The sequence below is a fragment of the Pseudonocardia sp. SID8383 genome (assembly GCF_009864975.1).
GTDB classification, from domain to species: Bacteria; Actinomycetota; Actinomycetes; order Mycobacteriales; family Pseudonocardiaceae; genus Pseudonocardia; species Pseudonocardia alni.
Window position 1 is genome coordinate 1 of sequence record NZ_WWFY01000339.1, and the last position, 14,938, is coordinate 14,938.

At 75.1% G+C, this 14,938-nt stretch carries 14 protein-coding genes and 1 riboswitch; of the genes, 8 read left to right on the forward strand and 6 right to left on the reverse strand.

Annotation, left to right across the window (positions count from 1 at the left end; all coding sequences use genetic code 11):
• From GTW08_RS08060 to GTW08_RS08085, 6 genes are all read right to left on the reverse strand, one after another.
• The coding region (locus GTW08_RS08060; protein ID WP_161151705.1) for an LLM class flavin-dependent oxidoreductase at positions 1 to 1,033 on the reverse strand (1,033 nt) is incomplete at its 3' end.
• On the reverse strand, positions 1,030 to 1,737 hold the full coding sequence (locus GTW08_RS08065; protein WP_304580044.1) for an ABC transporter ATP-binding protein: 708 nt from the start codon (positions 1,735 to 1,737) through the stop codon (positions 1,030 to 1,032). The genes GTW08_RS08065 and GTW08_RS08060, both read right to left, overlap by 4 nt.
• Positions 1,734 to 2,579, reverse strand: coding sequence for an ABC transporter permease (locus GTW08_RS08070; RefSeq protein ID WP_073574352.1), 846 nt, complete (start codon positions 2,577 to 2,579; stop codon positions 1,734 to 1,736). Before GTW08_RS08070 ends, GTW08_RS08065 begins: the two co-directional genes overlap by 4 nt.
• Before the next feature lie 613 nt (positions 2,580 to 3,192).
• Positions 3,193 to 4,068: an ABC transporter permease gene (locus GTW08_RS08075; RefSeq protein ID WP_237453648.1), complete on the reverse strand. Its 876-nt coding sequence runs from the start codon at positions 4,066 to 4,068 to the stop codon at positions 3,193 to 3,195.
• Positions 4,069 to 4,078: 10 nt separating this feature from the next.
• The gene (locus tag GTW08_RS08080) at positions 4,079 to 4,879 is read right to left on the reverse strand and encodes an ABC transporter ATP-binding protein (RefSeq protein WP_161151707.1); all 801 of its coding nucleotides are present in this window, start codon (positions 4,877 to 4,879) and stop codon (positions 4,079 to 4,081) included.
• 28 nt (positions 4,880 to 4,907) lie between these two features.
• The gene (locus GTW08_RS08085; RefSeq protein ID WP_161151708.1) at positions 4,908 to 6,002 is read right to left on the reverse strand and encodes an ABC transporter substrate-binding protein; all 1,095 of its coding nucleotides are present in this window, start codon (positions 6,000 to 6,002) and stop codon (positions 4,908 to 4,910) included.
• A 571-nt stretch (positions 6,003 to 6,573) separates the two neighbouring features.
• Positions 6,574 to 6,669, forward strand: a riboswitch (SAM riboswitch).
• 5 nt (positions 6,670 to 6,674) lie between these two features.
• Between GTW08_RS08085 and GTW08_RS32920 the strand changes: the two genes are divergently transcribed.
• The 8 genes from GTW08_RS32920 to GTW08_RS08120 form a co-directional block, all read left to right on the forward strand.
• The gene (locus GTW08_RS32920; RefSeq protein WP_345652035.1) at positions 6,675 to 6,773 is read left to right on the forward strand and encodes a putative leader peptide; all 99 of its coding nucleotides are present in this window, start codon (positions 6,675 to 6,677) and stop codon (positions 6,771 to 6,773) included.
• Positions 6,774 to 6,893: 120 nt separating this feature from the next.
• A complete protein-coding gene (locus tag GTW08_RS08090; RefSeq protein ID WP_161151709.1) occupies positions 6,894 to 8,159 on the forward strand; it encodes an LLM class flavin-dependent oxidoreductase in 1,266 nt (421 codons plus the stop codon).
• Complete coding sequence (locus GTW08_RS08095; protein ID WP_161151710.1) at positions 8,156 to 9,535, forward strand: NtaA/DmoA family FMN-dependent monooxygenase; 1,380 nt, start codon at positions 8,156 to 8,158, stop codon at positions 9,533 to 9,535. The genes GTW08_RS08090 and GTW08_RS08095 overlap by 4 nt, the downstream gene beginning before the upstream one ends.
• Complete coding sequence (locus GTW08_RS08100; protein WP_304580043.1) at positions 9,532 to 11,163, forward strand: ABC transporter substrate-binding protein; 1,632 nt, start codon at positions 9,532 to 9,534, stop codon at positions 11,161 to 11,163. Before GTW08_RS08095 ends, GTW08_RS08100 begins: the two co-directional genes overlap by 4 nt.
• Entirely contained in the window at positions 11,160 to 12,107 is a 948-nt protein-coding gene (locus GTW08_RS08105) for an ABC transporter permease (RefSeq protein ID WP_161151711.1), read from the forward strand. Before GTW08_RS08100 ends, GTW08_RS08105 begins: the two co-directional genes overlap by 4 nt.
• Complete coding sequence (locus GTW08_RS08110) at positions 12,104 to 13,003, forward strand: ABC transporter permease (protein WP_161151712.1); 900 nt, start codon at positions 12,104 to 12,106, stop codon at positions 13,001 to 13,003. The genes GTW08_RS08105 and GTW08_RS08110 overlap by 4 nt, the downstream gene beginning before the upstream one ends.
• Positions 13,000 to 14,628, forward strand: coding sequence for a dipeptide ABC transporter ATP-binding protein (locus tag GTW08_RS08115; RefSeq protein WP_073574457.1), 1,629 nt, complete (start codon positions 13,000 to 13,002; stop codon positions 14,626 to 14,628). Before GTW08_RS08110 ends, GTW08_RS08115 begins: the two co-directional genes overlap by 4 nt.
• Positions 14,629 to 14,747: 119 nt before the next feature.
• The coding region (locus GTW08_RS08120) for a hypothetical protein (protein WP_161151713.1) at positions 14,748 to 14,938 on the forward strand (191 nt) is incomplete at its 3' end.

Genomic DNA, 14,938 nt, shown 5'->3' on the forward strand with positions numbered 1-14,938 from the left:
GGCGGGCGTCGTCGACCGGGTCGTAGCCGCGGATCAGCAGGGTGGTGACGCCGATGTCTGCGTAGTCGGCGAGCGCGGCGGCGACGGTGTCCGGGGTGCCGACGAGCGCGGTGGAGTTGCCGGCCGCGCCGGAGGCGGCCGCGGTGGCGGTCCACAGGCAGCGGTCGTGCAGCTCCCCGGCCTCGGCGGCGGCGAGCAGCCGCTGCGAGCCGACGTTGGCCGGTGCCCCCGGCTCGCGCATCCGGGTGCCGGTGAACGAGCCGTGTCCGCCCCGGGCGGCGACGATCCGGTCCCGGACGTCGTGGGCGCGGGCCCACGCCTGCTCCTCGGTGTCGCCGAGGATCGGGCGGAACGACACGCTGATCCGGGGCGGCTCGGTGCGGCCCGCGGCGCGGGCGGCGTCGTGCACCCGGGCGATCTGCTCGGCGGTCCCGGCGAGGGGCTCGCCCCAGAGCGCGAACACGTCGGCGTGCCGCCCGCCCACCCGGTACGCGGCGTCGGAGGACCCGCCGAAGTAGACCGGGATCGGGCCGAGCGGACGGATCTCCTGGGCGACGCCGGCGACCCGGTAGTGCTCGCCGGTGTGGTCGAAGGGCTCGGGGTCGGTCCAGGCCCGGCGGACGACGGAGAGGTACTCGTCGGTGCGGGCGTAGCGCTCGTCCTTGTCCAGCCAGTCGCCGTCGCGGCGCTGGTCGGTGTCGCTGCCCCCGGAGATGACGTGCATCGCGACCCGGCCGCCGCCGCTGAAGTGGTCGAGCGTGGCGTACTGGCGGGCGGCCAGGGTGGGCGCGGTGAAGCCGGGCCGGTGCGCGACGAGGAAGCCGAGCCGGTCGGTGTGCGCGGCGGCGTAGGCGGCGACCTGCAGCCCGTCGGGCGTCGACGACGAGTGCCCGATGAGGACCTTGTCGAAGCCGGCCTCCTCGTGGGCGGCGGCGAACCGGCGGACGACGGCCGGGTCCAGGACGGGGCCGGTGGCGGGCCGGATCTCGGAGACCTCCTGGGTCCCGATCATGCCGATGAACTCGATGCTCACGCTCGCTCCTGGGGTCGGTGCACGCCGAGCCTGCCGAGCAGGTCGGCCCGCAGGTGCTGGAAGGCGGGGTCGGTGACGTCGCGCGGCCGGGGGAACGGGACCGGCGCGTCGTGCGCGATCCGGCCGCCGTCCATCACCAGGACGCGGTCGGCCAGGACGAGTGCCTCCTCCACGTCGTGGGTCACCAGCAGCACGGCGCAGCGGTGGCGCTGCCACAGCTCGTCGACGAGCCCGCGGGCGGTGATCCGGGTCAGCGCGTCGAGCGCGGAGAACGGTTCGTCGAGCAGCAGCAGGTCCGGGTCGCGGACCAGGGCGCGGGCCAGCGCGGCCCGCTGCGCCTCGCCGCCGGAGAGGACCTTGGGCCACACGTCGGTGCGGTGGGCGAGGCCGACCTCGGTCAGCGCGGCCACGGCGCGGGCGCGGTCCGGCCGTCCGGGCAGGCCCAGCACGACGTTGCGCCACACCTTCTTCCACGGCAGCAGGCGCGGGGCCTGGAAGCCGACGGCGCGGCGCCGGGCGACGGTGACCTCCCCGCTGACGTCGTTGTCGAGGTCGGCGAGGATCCGCAGCAGGGTGGACTTGCCGCAGCCCGAGGCGCCGAGCAGGGCGACGAACTCGCCGGGCTCGATGTCCAGGTCGAGGTCGGTCAGGACGGCCCGGTCACCGAAGTGCCGGCTCAGGCCGCGGACCGAGACGGGCCTCACCGCCCGCTGAACGCCGGTCGCCACGACAGCAGCCCCCTCTCCAGGGTGCGCACGACGAGGTCGCCGACCAGCCCGAGCACCGCGTACAGCGCGAGGCAGACGACGATCACGTCGGTCTGGAAGAACTCCCGGGCGGTGTTCATCTCGTAGCCGATCCCCGACGTCGCGTTGATCGTCTCGCCGAAGACCAGGGCGAGCCACGCGGTGCCGAGCGAGTAGCGCAGCCCGACCAGGAACTGGGGCATCGCCGACGGCAGGATCACGTGCCGGACCTGGCCGAACCAGCCCAGACCGAGCGTGCGGGCGGCCTCGACGAGCGTCGCGTCGACGTTGCGGATGCCGCCGAAGAGGTTCATGTAGAGCGGGAAGGTCACCGCCAGCGCGATCAGCGCGACCTTGGGCTCCTCCCCGATGCCGAACCAGATGATCAGCAGCGGGATGAGCCCGATGACCGGCACCGTGCGCAGCATCTGGACGGGGGCGTCGATGACGTCCTCGCCGCGGCGGAACAGCCCGGACAGGGTCGCGAGCAGCACCGCGGCGACGCCGCCGATCGCGATGCCCGACAGCACGCGCACGCTCGACACGGCGACCGCGCTCTGCAGTGCCCCGTCCGCCCACATCCCGGCGGCGGTGACGGCGACCGTCGCGGGGGAGGCCAGGACGTCGCGGGGCAGGACGCCGGTGCTCGACAGCACCTGCCACAGCGCGATCAGGACGAGCGGTGAGGCGGTCTTGACCACCCAGCGCGGTACCCGGTCGGGCCCGCGGGAGGCCCGGGTGCGCAGGGTCTCGACCTCGGGTGGGGCGGGAGCGCGTTCCCGCGGTGTCGCGATCGTCATGGGGTCTCCTGGGGACGTCGGCGGGCACGCCGCGTCGACCGTCCGCGGTCGCGCGGACGGGGAGGCGGGTGCGGTGGGTGGCGGACGGGCGCCGTGGGCTCGACGAGCCGGCCCGCGGGTGTGCGGTGCTGCGGTGGAGTGCTGCGGCGCGGTGCTGCGGCGGACTGCCGGTCCCGGAGCGGTGTCCGGGCGGGGTGGGCCGCCGGTGGTGTCGTGTCCTCGGTGCGGTGGCGCACGGCGGGGTGCTGCGGGGCCGGTGGCGGGGGCGCCCGTGGTGGGCGTCCGGCGTCCGGGCCGGCCGTCGGGACCCGGTCGTCAGGACCGTCCCCCGGGGTCGGCCGTCAGGAGCGACCCGTCAGGAGCGACAGAGCGCCGAGGCGACGCGCGCGAGGTCGACGTGCGCGCGTGTCGTCAGCGGAACCGGAACGGTCATGGAAGAACCGTAACCCGTCCGCGGCATAAACCCAACCCTCGGAGTTGGGATTGCGGTCACCAGGTTTCGCCTGGTGGGACGGGGTGTCCGGGCACGTCCGGACACCCCGTGGACGGCCGAGCGGGCCGGACGCACCCGTGGCGGGCGCGTCCGGCCCGCTCGGGCGTCGCGGGGTGGGGGTCAGACGGTCAGTGCGAGCCCCCGGGCGCGCAGCACCCGTCGCTCCAGCGGGCGGAAGACCAGCAGCTCGACCCCGATGCCGACGATGAGGATCAGCAGGATCGCGGCGAACACCTGCACGATGTCGTTCACGTCGGCGCCGTTCTTCAGGTAGGCGCCCAGCCCGACCCCGAGCGCGGGTCCGGCCGCGATGATCTCCGCGGCCATCAGCGAGCGCCAGGAGAACGCCCAGCCCTGCTTGCAGCCGGCGAGGTAGCCGGGCAGCGCCGCGGGGAGCAGGACGTAGCGGGCCATCTGGTAGCCCGTCGCGCCCAGGACCTGGCCGGCCCGGGGCAGGATCGGCGGCACCTGGTCGATGCCCGCGACCAGGCCGTTCGCGATCGAGGGCACCGAGCCGAGCAGGACGACGAAGAAGATCGTGGTGTTGGTCAGCCCGAACCACAGCACCGCGGCCGGCACCCAGGCCACCGACGGCAGCGACTGGAGACCGGTGAGCAGCGGCCCGATCGCCGCACGGACCAGCGGCACCTTGGCGACGACCACGCCGAGCGGGGTGGCGATCGCCAGGGCGAGCAGGAAGCCGAGCGCGGCCCGGCTGATCGAGGTCCACAGGATCGACCAGATCTCGCCGCTGACGACGGTCTCGCCGAACGCCTCGGCCACCGCGCCCGGGGCGGGCAGCTGGTACTCGGGCGTGACCGCCGAGGCCCAGACGATCTGCCAGACCACCACGATCGCCACGAGCGCGACGATCGGCGGCAGCCAGATCCGCAGGAACCGCTTCCACCACGGCGTCGTCCGTTCGACGGGGGTGTCGAGCGCGTCGAGCCCGGCGACGGCGGCCGCGGAGTCGCGGTCGTCGTCGACGACGGTCATCGAGGACTCCTCACGCGGCATGGCTGGTGATCACCGCCCGCAGCCGTCCGGTGATGTCGTCGTGCAGCTCGGCCTGGGCCTCGGCGTCGTGACCGCCGGCGGGCACCGTCCACTCGCGGACGACGGTCCCCGGCCGCGACGACAGCAGCACGACCCGCTCGGCCAGCCGGACGGCCTCGCGGACGTCGTGGGTGACGAACACGATCGTCGTCCCGGTGGCCCGCCAGACCCGCAGCAGCTCGCCCTGCAGGACGTCGCGGGTGATGGCGTCGAGCGCGGCGAACGGCTCGTCCATCAGCAGCAGCCCCCCGGCGCCGTGGGTGTCGCCGAGGCCGGTGGCCGCGGCCAGGGCGCGGGCCAGCGACACGCGCTGGCGCATGCCGCCGGACAGCTCGTGCGGACGCTTGTCGCCCAGGCCCTCCAGCCGTACCAGGGTGAGCAGCTCCTCGGCCCGCTCACGCCGGGCCGACCGGCCGTGCCCGGCGAGCTTGAGGGGCAGCTCGACGTTGCGCAGCGCGGTCAGCCACGGCATGAGCGCGGCCTCCTGGAACATGAACGACGGCCGCGCCGACCCGACCCGGACCGCGCCCGCGGTGGGCTCGTCGAGCCCGGCGAGCAGGTTCAGCAGCGTCGACTTGCCGCAGCCGGACGCGCCGAGCACGCAGAGGAACTCGCCGTCGCCGACCTGCAGGTCGATCCCGTTGAGCGCGGTCACGGCCCCGGTGCCGGTGCCGAAGGTCTTGGCGACCCCGGACAGCTCCACGGCGGTGCCGCGGGTCCTCGGGCGCCGGGTGGTCAGGTCGACGGTCATCGGTGGTTCCCCTCGTCGATCGGAAAGGTCAGTTCGCGGCGGCGAGACCGGCCGGGTCCACGGCGGCCTCCCCGGAGCCGGTCCGGACCGCGTCGACCGCGGCCGGGTCGAGGAAGCCGGTCAGGTTCGCCTCGCTCTTCGCGATGCCCGCCGTGACCGAGTCCTTCGCCAGCTGCGGGAAGGTCGAGGCGAGCGGGTCGGAGTCGAAGGACAGCTCGGTGAAGGCGCGGTCGAGGATGTTCGCCGCCAGCGGCTTGCCGGTGATCTCGCCGATCGCCTCGTTGGAGACGGTCTTCGCCTGCGCGGGGTTGTCGCGGATGAGGGCGATGGCCTTCTGCTCGCCGCGCAGGATCGCCTCGACGGTCTGCGGGTGCTGCTGGAGGAACTCGGTCCGGACGATGACGACGGTCGTCGGGAACTTCCCGCCGGGCCACAGGGACTTCTCGTCGACCAGGACCTTCGCCCCGGCGTCGACCAGGCGGGAGCTCCACGGCTCGGGCAGCCAGCCGCCGGCGACCTTGCCCTGCTTGAACAGGTCGAGGGTCTGCGGGTTCTCGATGTTCTGCACGGTCACCGCGTCCGGGCCCTGCCCGATCGGGAGCTTGTTGTCCGACAGCCAGGTCTTCAGCGCGATGTCCTGGGTGTTGCCCAGCTGCGGGGTCGCGATGATCTTGCCCTTGAGCTGCTCGGGCGAGGTGATGTCCGGGCTGGTCACCAGCTGGGCGCCGGCCGAGGTGGAGCCCGCGACGAGGCGCACGGCCTCGCCGTTCGACTTCGTGAAGGCGTTGATCGCCGGGCCGGAACCGATGAACGCGACGTCGATCGAGCCGCCGAGCAGGGCGTTGACCTGGTCCGGGCCGGCGTTGAACGTCTGGGTGGTGAGCTTCGTGCTCCCCAGCTCGGCGGCGAACAGGCCCTGCTTCACCCCGACCAGCGCGGGGGCGTGGGTGATGTTCGGGAAGTAGCCGAGGCGGACCTCGGTCGCGGGGGAGGTGGCGCCCGCGGCGGTGGTGCTCTCGTCGGCGCGGGAGCAGCCGGCCAGCAGCCCGAGCGCGGTGAGCAGCGCGAGCAGGACGGCGGCGGTGCGCGCCCGGGATCCGGGGCGCAGGACGTGCGGGGACATCGCGGGACGGGGTCCTTCCGTGGGGGCGGCGGGCGGTCGGGGACGACCGCTGCGCGCCGGGGCCGGCCGGCCCTGAGAGGGCGTGCCGGGGTACGGGACGGGTGGCGGGCCGGAGTGGTGTCCGGCGGGCGATTCCCGGTCCGGCGGGTGCCTCGCACGCCGGGGGCGTGGCGTTACGGCCCGCGGGACGGGAGACCGGTCAGCGACAGAGTTCGCTGTAGGCGGGGGCGCGCCGGCTCGGCCAGAACGGCTCCAGGCCGGTCGGGCGCACCGGCACCGCGCTCCGCGCGGCACGGGTCGGCTGGTGGGGGGCGGGCTCGGTCACGCCCCGTACGAACCGGTCGGGGCGCGAGGGCCTCCGTCGGCTCGTCGTCACCCGACCAGGGTGCGCGGTGGTCACCTCTCCGGACAACCCGGAGTCCACCAACCAGGAACGGCCGCGGGCTGTCCGGACACCTTTCGCGGCATCCGGGTGATGATTCCGCAGCTCGGGAGGCCTGCTGCGGTACGGGTCACTCGATCGCGATGCGGGTTGACACCGTCGGGCACCGGATACCTACAGTCGGATCGCACACCATCCGGAGCGGCCGAGAGACCCGGCTCGACGACGCCGCAGCAACCCCCCGCAGCACGCGGGTGCGGGTGCTCCAGCCGGGTTCGATGGAGGACACCATGCGGTCGATCGCGGAGCAGGTGCGCGGCGCGCACCACCCCCGGTACCGGCGGCACGTCGACCTGATGCGGGTGGCCGGCGCCGCCTGTCGGGGCTGACCCCGCCCCGTCCGCGCTGCGCGCCGCCCCTCGGCGCCGCCGTCGGCGGTGGCCGTCGGAGTCCCGTGACGTCCCACACCGTTCCGTCGCACCCCCGTGCGACGAGGAAGCGATGCCCTCATGTCCACATCGGACACATCAGGCCGGCCGCTGCACCTGGCCGTCGCCCTCGACGGCGCCGGCTGGCACCCCGCCGCCTGGCGCGACCCCGCCGCGCACCCCCGTGCGCTGTTCACCGCCCGCTACTGGACCGACCTGGCCCGCACCGCCGAGCGCGGGCTGCTGGACCTGGTGACGATCGAGGACGCACTCGGCCTGCAGTCCGGGGATCACCTGAGCGGCGCCGACCGGCGCACCGACCGGGTGCAGGGACGCCTCGACGCCTCGCTGGTCGCCGCCTTCCTCGCCCCGACGACGTCGCGGATCGGTCTGGTCCCGACCGTCACCACCACCCACACCGAGCCGTTCCACGTCGCGTCCGCGCTGTCGACGCTCGACCACGACAGCCACGGCCGCGCCGGGTGGCGGGTGCAGACCTCGGTCCGCGCCGACGAGGCCGCCCACTTCGGGCGCCGCACCGTCCCCGGGGTCCGCCGCGAGGACCTGGGCACCCCGGCCGGGCGCGAGCTCGTCGCCGAGCTGTTCGGCGAGGCCGCCGACGCCGTCGAGGTCGTGCGCAGGCTCTGGGACTCCTGGGAGGACGATGCCGAGATCCGCGACGCGCTGACCGGGCGTTTCGTCGACCGGGACCGGCTGCACCGGGTCGACTTCGCCGGGGAGCACTTCGGCGTCGCCGGGCCGTCGATCGTGCCGCGCCCGCCGCAGGGCCAGCCGCTGGTCGTGTCGCTGGCGCACGGCTACGACCCGGCGCTGCTCGCCGCCCGCGTCGGCGACGTCGTGTTCACCAACCCGCACGACGCCGACGACGCCGCCCGCATCGTCGCCCAGGTCCGGGCCGCCGAGGCCGCCGTGGGCCGCACCGCACCGCCGCTGCGGGTCCTCGGCGACGTCGTCGTGGTCCTGGAGGCGACCGAACGCGCCGCCCGCGACCGGCTCGCCCGCCTCGACGCCCTCGACCCGCTCTCCTCCGACGCCGCCGTCCTCGCCACCACCCCGGCCGGGCTCGCCGACACCCTGCTGTCCTGGCGCCGTGCCGGCCTCGACGGCTACCGCCTGCGCCCGGCCGTCCTCCCGACCGACCTCGACGCCGTCGTCGACGGCCTGGTGCCCGAGCTGCAGGCGCGCGGCGCCTTCCGCACCGCCTACGGCGAGACCACCCTGCGCGCGCGGTTCGGCCTGACCCGCCCGGTCAGCCGCTACGCCGCGGGCGCCCGGGTCGACGCCGTGACCGCGTTCAACCCCGCACTCTCCGGAGCGACCGCATGACCAGGACCGGCAGGAAGCAGATCGTGCTCGGCGCCTACTTCCCGGGCGTCAACCACGACACCGTCTGGAGCGACCCCGCCTCCGGCAGCCACATCGACTGGGAGTCCTTCGAGCACTGGGCGCGCACCGCCGAGCGCGGGAAGCTCGACCTGCTGTTCCTCGCCGAGGGGCTGCGCCTGCGCACCCGCGGCGGCGAGGTCTTCGACCAGGACGTCGTCGGACGCCCGGACACCTTCACCGTGCTCGCCGCGCTGGCCGCGGTCACCGGGCACATCGGTCTGGCCGGGACGATCAACTCGACCTTCAACGAGCCCTACGAGCTGGCCCGGAAGTTCGCGACGCTGGACATCCTCTCCGGCGGGCGCGCGGCGTGGAACGTCTTGACCAGCTCCGACGCCCCCACCGGCGAGAACTTCCGCCGCGGTGCCTACCTCGGCCACCACCAGCGCTACGAGCGCGCCGGGGAGACCCTCGCCGCGGTCCGCGCGCTCTGGGACTCCTGGGGTTCCGACGCCGTCGTCGCCGACCCCGCGTCGGGCACCTTCCTGCGCGACGGCCACGTCGGCGACTTCGCGGTCGCGGGCAACCAGTTCGACATCGCCGGGCGCTTCACCACCCCGCACAGCCCGCAGGGCCACCCGGTGGTGCTGCAGGCCGGCGAGTCCCCGGCCGGTCGCGACTTCGCCGCCGCGTCCGCCGACGCGATCTTCTCCCGGTACCAGAAGTTCGACGAGGCCCGCGCCTTCTACGACGACGTCAAGGCCCGGGTCCGCAAGGCCGGCCGGGACCCCGACGAGGTGCGGATCCTGCCCAGCGCCGGCGTCGTGCTCGGCGACACCGACGCCGAGGCCCGCGAGCGTCACGAGCACATTCACGACCGGCAGGTCGACCCGTGGACCTCGATCGTGCTGGCCGAGATGGTCTGGAACCGCGACCTGTCCGGCTACGACCCGGACGGACCGCTGCCCGACGTCGAGCCCACCCCCGAGGCCCCGACGTGGATCGAGGGCCGGGCCCCGCTGACCCAGGACGCGCACGCGACCGTCGCCGCCTGGCGCGAGCTCGCGCAGGCCCACGGGTACTCGCTGCGCGAGACGGTCAAGCACGTCTTCGACCGCGCGGTGTTCGTCGGGACCCCGGAGCACGTGGCCGACGAGATCGACCGCTACGTGCAGAACGACGCCTCCGACGGGTTCATCCTCGGCTCCCACGTCAGCCCGTCCGGGCTCGACGAGGTCGTCGACCGGGTCGTGCCGATCCTGCAGGAGCGCGGGGTGTTCCGGACCGACTACACCCCGGGCGCCACGCTGCGGGAGAACCTCGGGCTCGCGCACCCGTCGCGTTTCGGCGAGCGCCGTGCGGCGGTGGCGTCGTGAGGCGCCGGTTCCGGCTGTGGCGGGACCTGCCCGCCGGCCGCTCGGCCGTGCTGCTCGCCGCCACCGCGCTCACCCTGACCGCCTGCGGCTCCGGCGCCGGTGGCGCCGCCGCCGACGCGGGCCCGCCGCAGCCGGGCGGGACGCTGGTGTTCGCGGTGTCCTCGGACCAGGGCTGCGCCGACCCGCAGCAGGTGCAGAGCAACGACTCGATTTACTCGCTGCGCCAGGTCGTCGACTCGCTCACCGACCAGGACCCGTCCACCGGCGCGATCGTGCCCTGGCTGGCGACCCGCTGGTCGTCGAACGCCGACGCCACCGCCTGGACGTTCACCCTGCGCCCCGGCGCCACCTTCTCCGACGGCGCGCCCGTCGACGCGGCCGCGGTGAAGACGAACCTCGACCGGGCGGTGCAGCTGGGCGCCCGCGGCAGCCTCCCCAAGGGCTACCTGGCCGGGTACACCGGCACCGACGTCACGAGCCCCACCGAGTTCACCGTCCGGTTCTCCAAGCCCAACGTGCAGTTCCTGCAGGGCACCTCCACCCACAGCCTCGGCCTGCTCTCCCCGGCCAGCGCCGTCCGCTCCGACGACGAGCGCTGCGCCGGCGTCGTCGGCTCCGGTCCGTTCACCCTCGAGCGCTACGCCAAGAACGACGTCACCGTGCTCGTGAAGCGGGCCGGCTACGACTGGGGCTCGCAGCTGTTCACCCACCCCGGCGAGGCCTGGCTCGACCGGGCCGAGTTCCGCGTCGTCCCCGAGTCCGGGGTGCGGGCGGGCAGCGTGCAGTCCGGCGAGGTCGACGCGATCGCGAGCGTCGGCCAGCAGGACGAGGCCCCGCTCACCGGGGCCGGGGTCCAGCTCCCGGCCCGGCCGAACCCGGGCCTGCCGTTCGGGATCACGTTCAACCAGGGCACCCCGCTCGGCGCCGACGCCGCCGTCCGCGAGGCGGTGAGCCGGGGCATCGACCGCAACGAGGTCGTCGCCGCGGTCTACCCGACCCAGACGCGGGCGGCGACGAGCCCGCTGTCGTCGACGACGCCGTCCTACGCCGACCAGTCCGCGCTCGTCGGCTACGACCCGGCCGCCGCGACCGCCGCGCTCGACCGCGCCGGGTGGGTGCCCGGCCCGGACGGCATCCGCGCCAAGGGCGGGCAGCGCCTGACCGTGCCGCTGACGTTCGCCCAGAACATCGGCACCACCAAGCCCGCGCTGGAGCTGATCCAGCAGCAGCTGCGCCGGATCGGGATCGACGTGGCGCTCCGCGAGATCCAGATCGCCGAGACCCAGGCCGTCCTCGACGGCGGGGACTTCGTCGCCGCGTGGGGCAACCTGACCCGGGCCGACCCGGACATCCTGCGGTCGACCTACGGCACCGACGGGACCAACCGCTACCGGCTGCCCGCCGGGCCGCTGCAGGCCCCGCTGGCGGAGCAGGCCGCCACGGTCGACCCGGCGCGACGCGCGGCACTCGCCGGGCAGGCGCAGAAGCTGCTCGCCGAGCGGTTCGACACCGCGCCCGTCGTCGAGCTCACCACCGTGCTCGGCGTCGGCCCGGACGCCCACGGCGTCGCGTTCGACGCGTCCTCGCGCATCCAGCTGCACGACGCCTGGAAGTCCGACGCGCGATGACCGTCCCCTACCTGCTGCGCCGCCTCGGGCTCGCCGCCGTCGTGCTGTGGGCGGCGTGGACGGTCAGCTTCATCGTGCTCTACCTGCTGCCCGGCGACCCGGTCGCGACCATGGCCTCGGGCGACGGCGAGCCGGTGTCGCCGTCCGAGCTGGACGCCCTGCGTGCCCGCTACGGCCTCGACCAGCCGCTGCCGGTGCAGTACGTGACGAAGCTCTGGGCGGCGCTGCACGGCGACCTCGGCACGTCGTTCGCCAGCGGGCAGGACGTGCGGACCGCGGTCGCGCAGGCCCTACCCCCGACCCTGCAGATCGCCGCCGCCGGGCTGCTCGTCGCCGTCGTCGGCGGCACCGCGGTCGCGCTCGCCGCGACCTGGGCCCGGACGCCGTGGCTGCGGCAGGTGCTGGCGTCGCTGCCGTCGCTGGCCGTGTCGCTGCCGGTGTTCTGGGTCGGGCTGATGCTGGTGCAGCTGTTCTCGTTCTCCTTGGGCTGGCTGCCCTCGGTCGGCGACCGTGGACCGGAGTCGCTGATCCTCCCGGCGGTCACCCTCGGCCTCCCGACCGGCGCGCTCGTCGCCCAGGTGCTCGCGAAGAGCCTCACCCAGGCGCTGGACTCGCCGTACGTCACGACCGCCCGCGCCAAGGGGGTCGGCGCGGCCGCGGTGCACCTGCGCCACGCGCTGGGCAACGCCGCGATCCCCGCCCTCACCGTGCTCGGCTACGTCGTCGGGAACCTGCTCGCCGGGTCGGTCGTCGTCGAGACGGTGTTCACCCGGCCCGGCCTGGGCCGGCTCACCGTCGCCTCGGTCGGGGCGCAGGACATCCCTGTCGTACAGGGCATCGTCCTGTTCGCGGCGCTCGCCTTCGTCGTGGTCAACCTGCTCGTCGACCTGGCCTACCCGCTGCTCGACCCGCGGGTCGCCGTCGCCCCCGGGAGTTCCCGATGACCCTGCTCGACCGCGCCCCCCTCGCCGCGCCCGGCGTCCGTGACACACCGCCTCCGGCCGGTCGACGGCCGCGGGCCCGGCTCGGGCGGTTCCTGCGCTCCCGGCCCGGGCTGGTGCTCGCCGGGGCGGTCGTGCTGCTCGTGCTGACCGCGGCGTTCGTGCCGTCGCTGCTCGCGCCCGGCGACCCCGCGGTCGGTGACACCGCACGCCGGCTCGCCCCGCCCGGGCCCGGCCACTGGTTCGGCACCGACCACCTCGGCCGCGACGTCTGGACCCGGGTCGTGCCCGGCGCCTCGCTGTCGCTGCAGGCCACCGTGATCGCGGTCGCCGTCGCGCTCGTCGCGGGCGGGCTGATCGGGCTGCTCGCCGGGTTCGCCGGCGGCTGGGTCGACGAGGTCCTCATGCGCGGCGTCGACGTGCTGCTCGCGATCCCCGCGATCCTGCTGTCGCTGGCCCTGATCACCGCGCTCGGCTTCGGGACGGTGAAGGTCGCGATCGCGGTCGGCGTGGCGAGCGTCGCGAGCTTCGCCCGGGTGATGCGCGCCGAGACCCTGCGGGTGCGCCGCGCCCTCTACGTCGAGGCCGCCCGCGCGGTCGGCACCCGCTGGTACGTCTCGCTGTGGCGGCACGTGCTGCCGAACGCGGCCGGGCCGGTCGTCGTGCTCGCGGTGCTGGAGTTCGGCCTGGCGATCCTGGCGGTGTCCGCGCTGAGCTTCCTCGGCTACGGCGCCCCGCCGCCCGCCTCGGAGTGGGGCTCGCTGGTCGCCGACGGCCGCAACTACCTGGCCGTCGCCTGGTGGGTGTGCGCGATGCCCGGCCTGGTCATCGCCGCAACCGTCCTGTCGGTCAACCGCATCTCCCGCGCCCTGGACGGCGAGTGGGGGCGGTCCGCATGAGCGCCCTGCTGCAGGTCGAGGGCCTGGAGGTCACCTACGCCGGGAGCGGGGGGACGGTGCACGCCGTGCGCGGGGTCGACCTGACCGTCGCACCCGGGGAGGTCGTCGCCGTCGTCGGGGAGTCCGGGTCGGGCAAGACCACCCTCGCCGCCGCGTTGCTGGGGCTGCTGCCCGCCGCCGGTGCCGTCGCCGCGGGCACCGTCTCCCTCGACGGCACCACCCTCACCGGGCTGTCCGAGCGCGCGTACCGGTCGGTGCGCGCCGCCCGGATCGGGCTCGTCCCGCAGGACCCGGGCGTCGCGCTGAACCCGGTCCAGAAGGTCGGCGTGCAGGTCGCGGAGGTGCTGCGCACCCACGGGCTCGCCGACCGCCGCTCCGCACCGGCCCGTGCCGTCGAGCTCCTGGGGCAGGCCGGTCTCGACGAGCCGGGGACCCGCGCCGGGCAGTACCCGCACCAGCTGTCCGGCGGGATGCGCCAGCGCGTGCTCATCGCGATCGCCATCGCCGCCGGGCCCGCGCTGGTCGTCGCCGACGAGCCGACCAGTGCGCTGGACGCGACCGTCGCCCGGCGGATCCTCGACCACCTCGACACGCTGCGCCGCGACCTCGGCACCGCGCTGCTGCTGATCACCCACGACCTCGCCGTCGCCACCGACCGGGCCGACCGGATCGTCGTGATGCGGCACGGGCGGGTCGTGGAGCAGGGCACCCCGGCCGAGCTGCTCGCCGGGGCGCAGGACCCCTACACCCGGGAGCTGCTCGCCGCCGCCCCCGGTCTCGCGCTCACCGCCCCGCCGGTGCTGCCGCCCGTCGACACCGCGGGCACCCCGGTCGCCGAGGTCCGCGACCTGGTGAAGGAGTTCCCGCTGCCCCGCGCCCGCGGCTCCTGGACGCGGCGCACGCACCGCGCCGTGGACGGGGTGTCGTTCACGATCGCCCGCGGCGAGACCGTCGCGCTGGTCGGGGAGTCCGGATCGGGCAAGTCGACGACGGCGCGGCTGCTGCTGCGCCTGGAGGACCCCACCTCCGGGCAGGTGCTGCTCGGCGGCCACGACGTGACCCGCGTCCGCGGTGAGGCGTGGCGGGCCCTGCGCCGCCGCGCCCAGCTGATCTACCAGAACCCCTACGCCTCGCTGGACCCCCGGTTCACCGTCCGGGAGATCGTCACCGAGCCGCTGCGGGCGTTCTCCGTCGGTTCGGCCGCCGAGCAGGCCGATCGCGCCGCGGAGCTCGTCGACCGGGTCGCGCTCCCGTCCGGGACGCTCGACCGGCGGCCGGGGGAGCTGTCCGGCGGGCAGCGTCAACGCGTCGCGATCGCCCGGGCGCTGGCGCTGTCGCCGGATCTCGTCGTCGCCGACGAGCCGGTGTCCGCGCTCGACGTCTCGGTGCAGGCCCAGGTGCTGGAGCTGCTCGCCGAGCTGCAGGAGCGCGACGGCCTGTCCTACCTGTTCATCTCGCACGACCTCGCCGTGGTCCGGCGGGTCGCGCACCGTACCGGCGTGATGCGCGACGGCCGGCTCCGCGAGCTGCGGCCCACCGCGGAGCTGTTCGACGACCCGCGGGACGAGTACACGCGAGAGCTGCTCGCCGCGATCGCCGGTAGACGGGCGGGGGTGGTGCAGTGACCCGCACCGTCCTGTCCCGGCGGCGTCACATCGACTACGTGCGGATCTCCTCGACGCTGTGTCGGCCGGTCGATCGACCCGACGGATCGACACCGACACCCTCGTCACCAGGAGACACCATGAGCGTTCCGACCCTGCCCTCCACCGATCCGGGCACCCAGCTGCTCGACGGGCTCGACGCCCTCGTCCGCCGGCACCGCGCGCTGCGCGGCGGCGGCGACCCGGGCAACGACGCCCTGCACGCCGAGCTGATCACCGCCGAGGTGGCCCAGCAGCTCGCGGCGGCCCGCACGGCGCTGCGCCGCCGTCC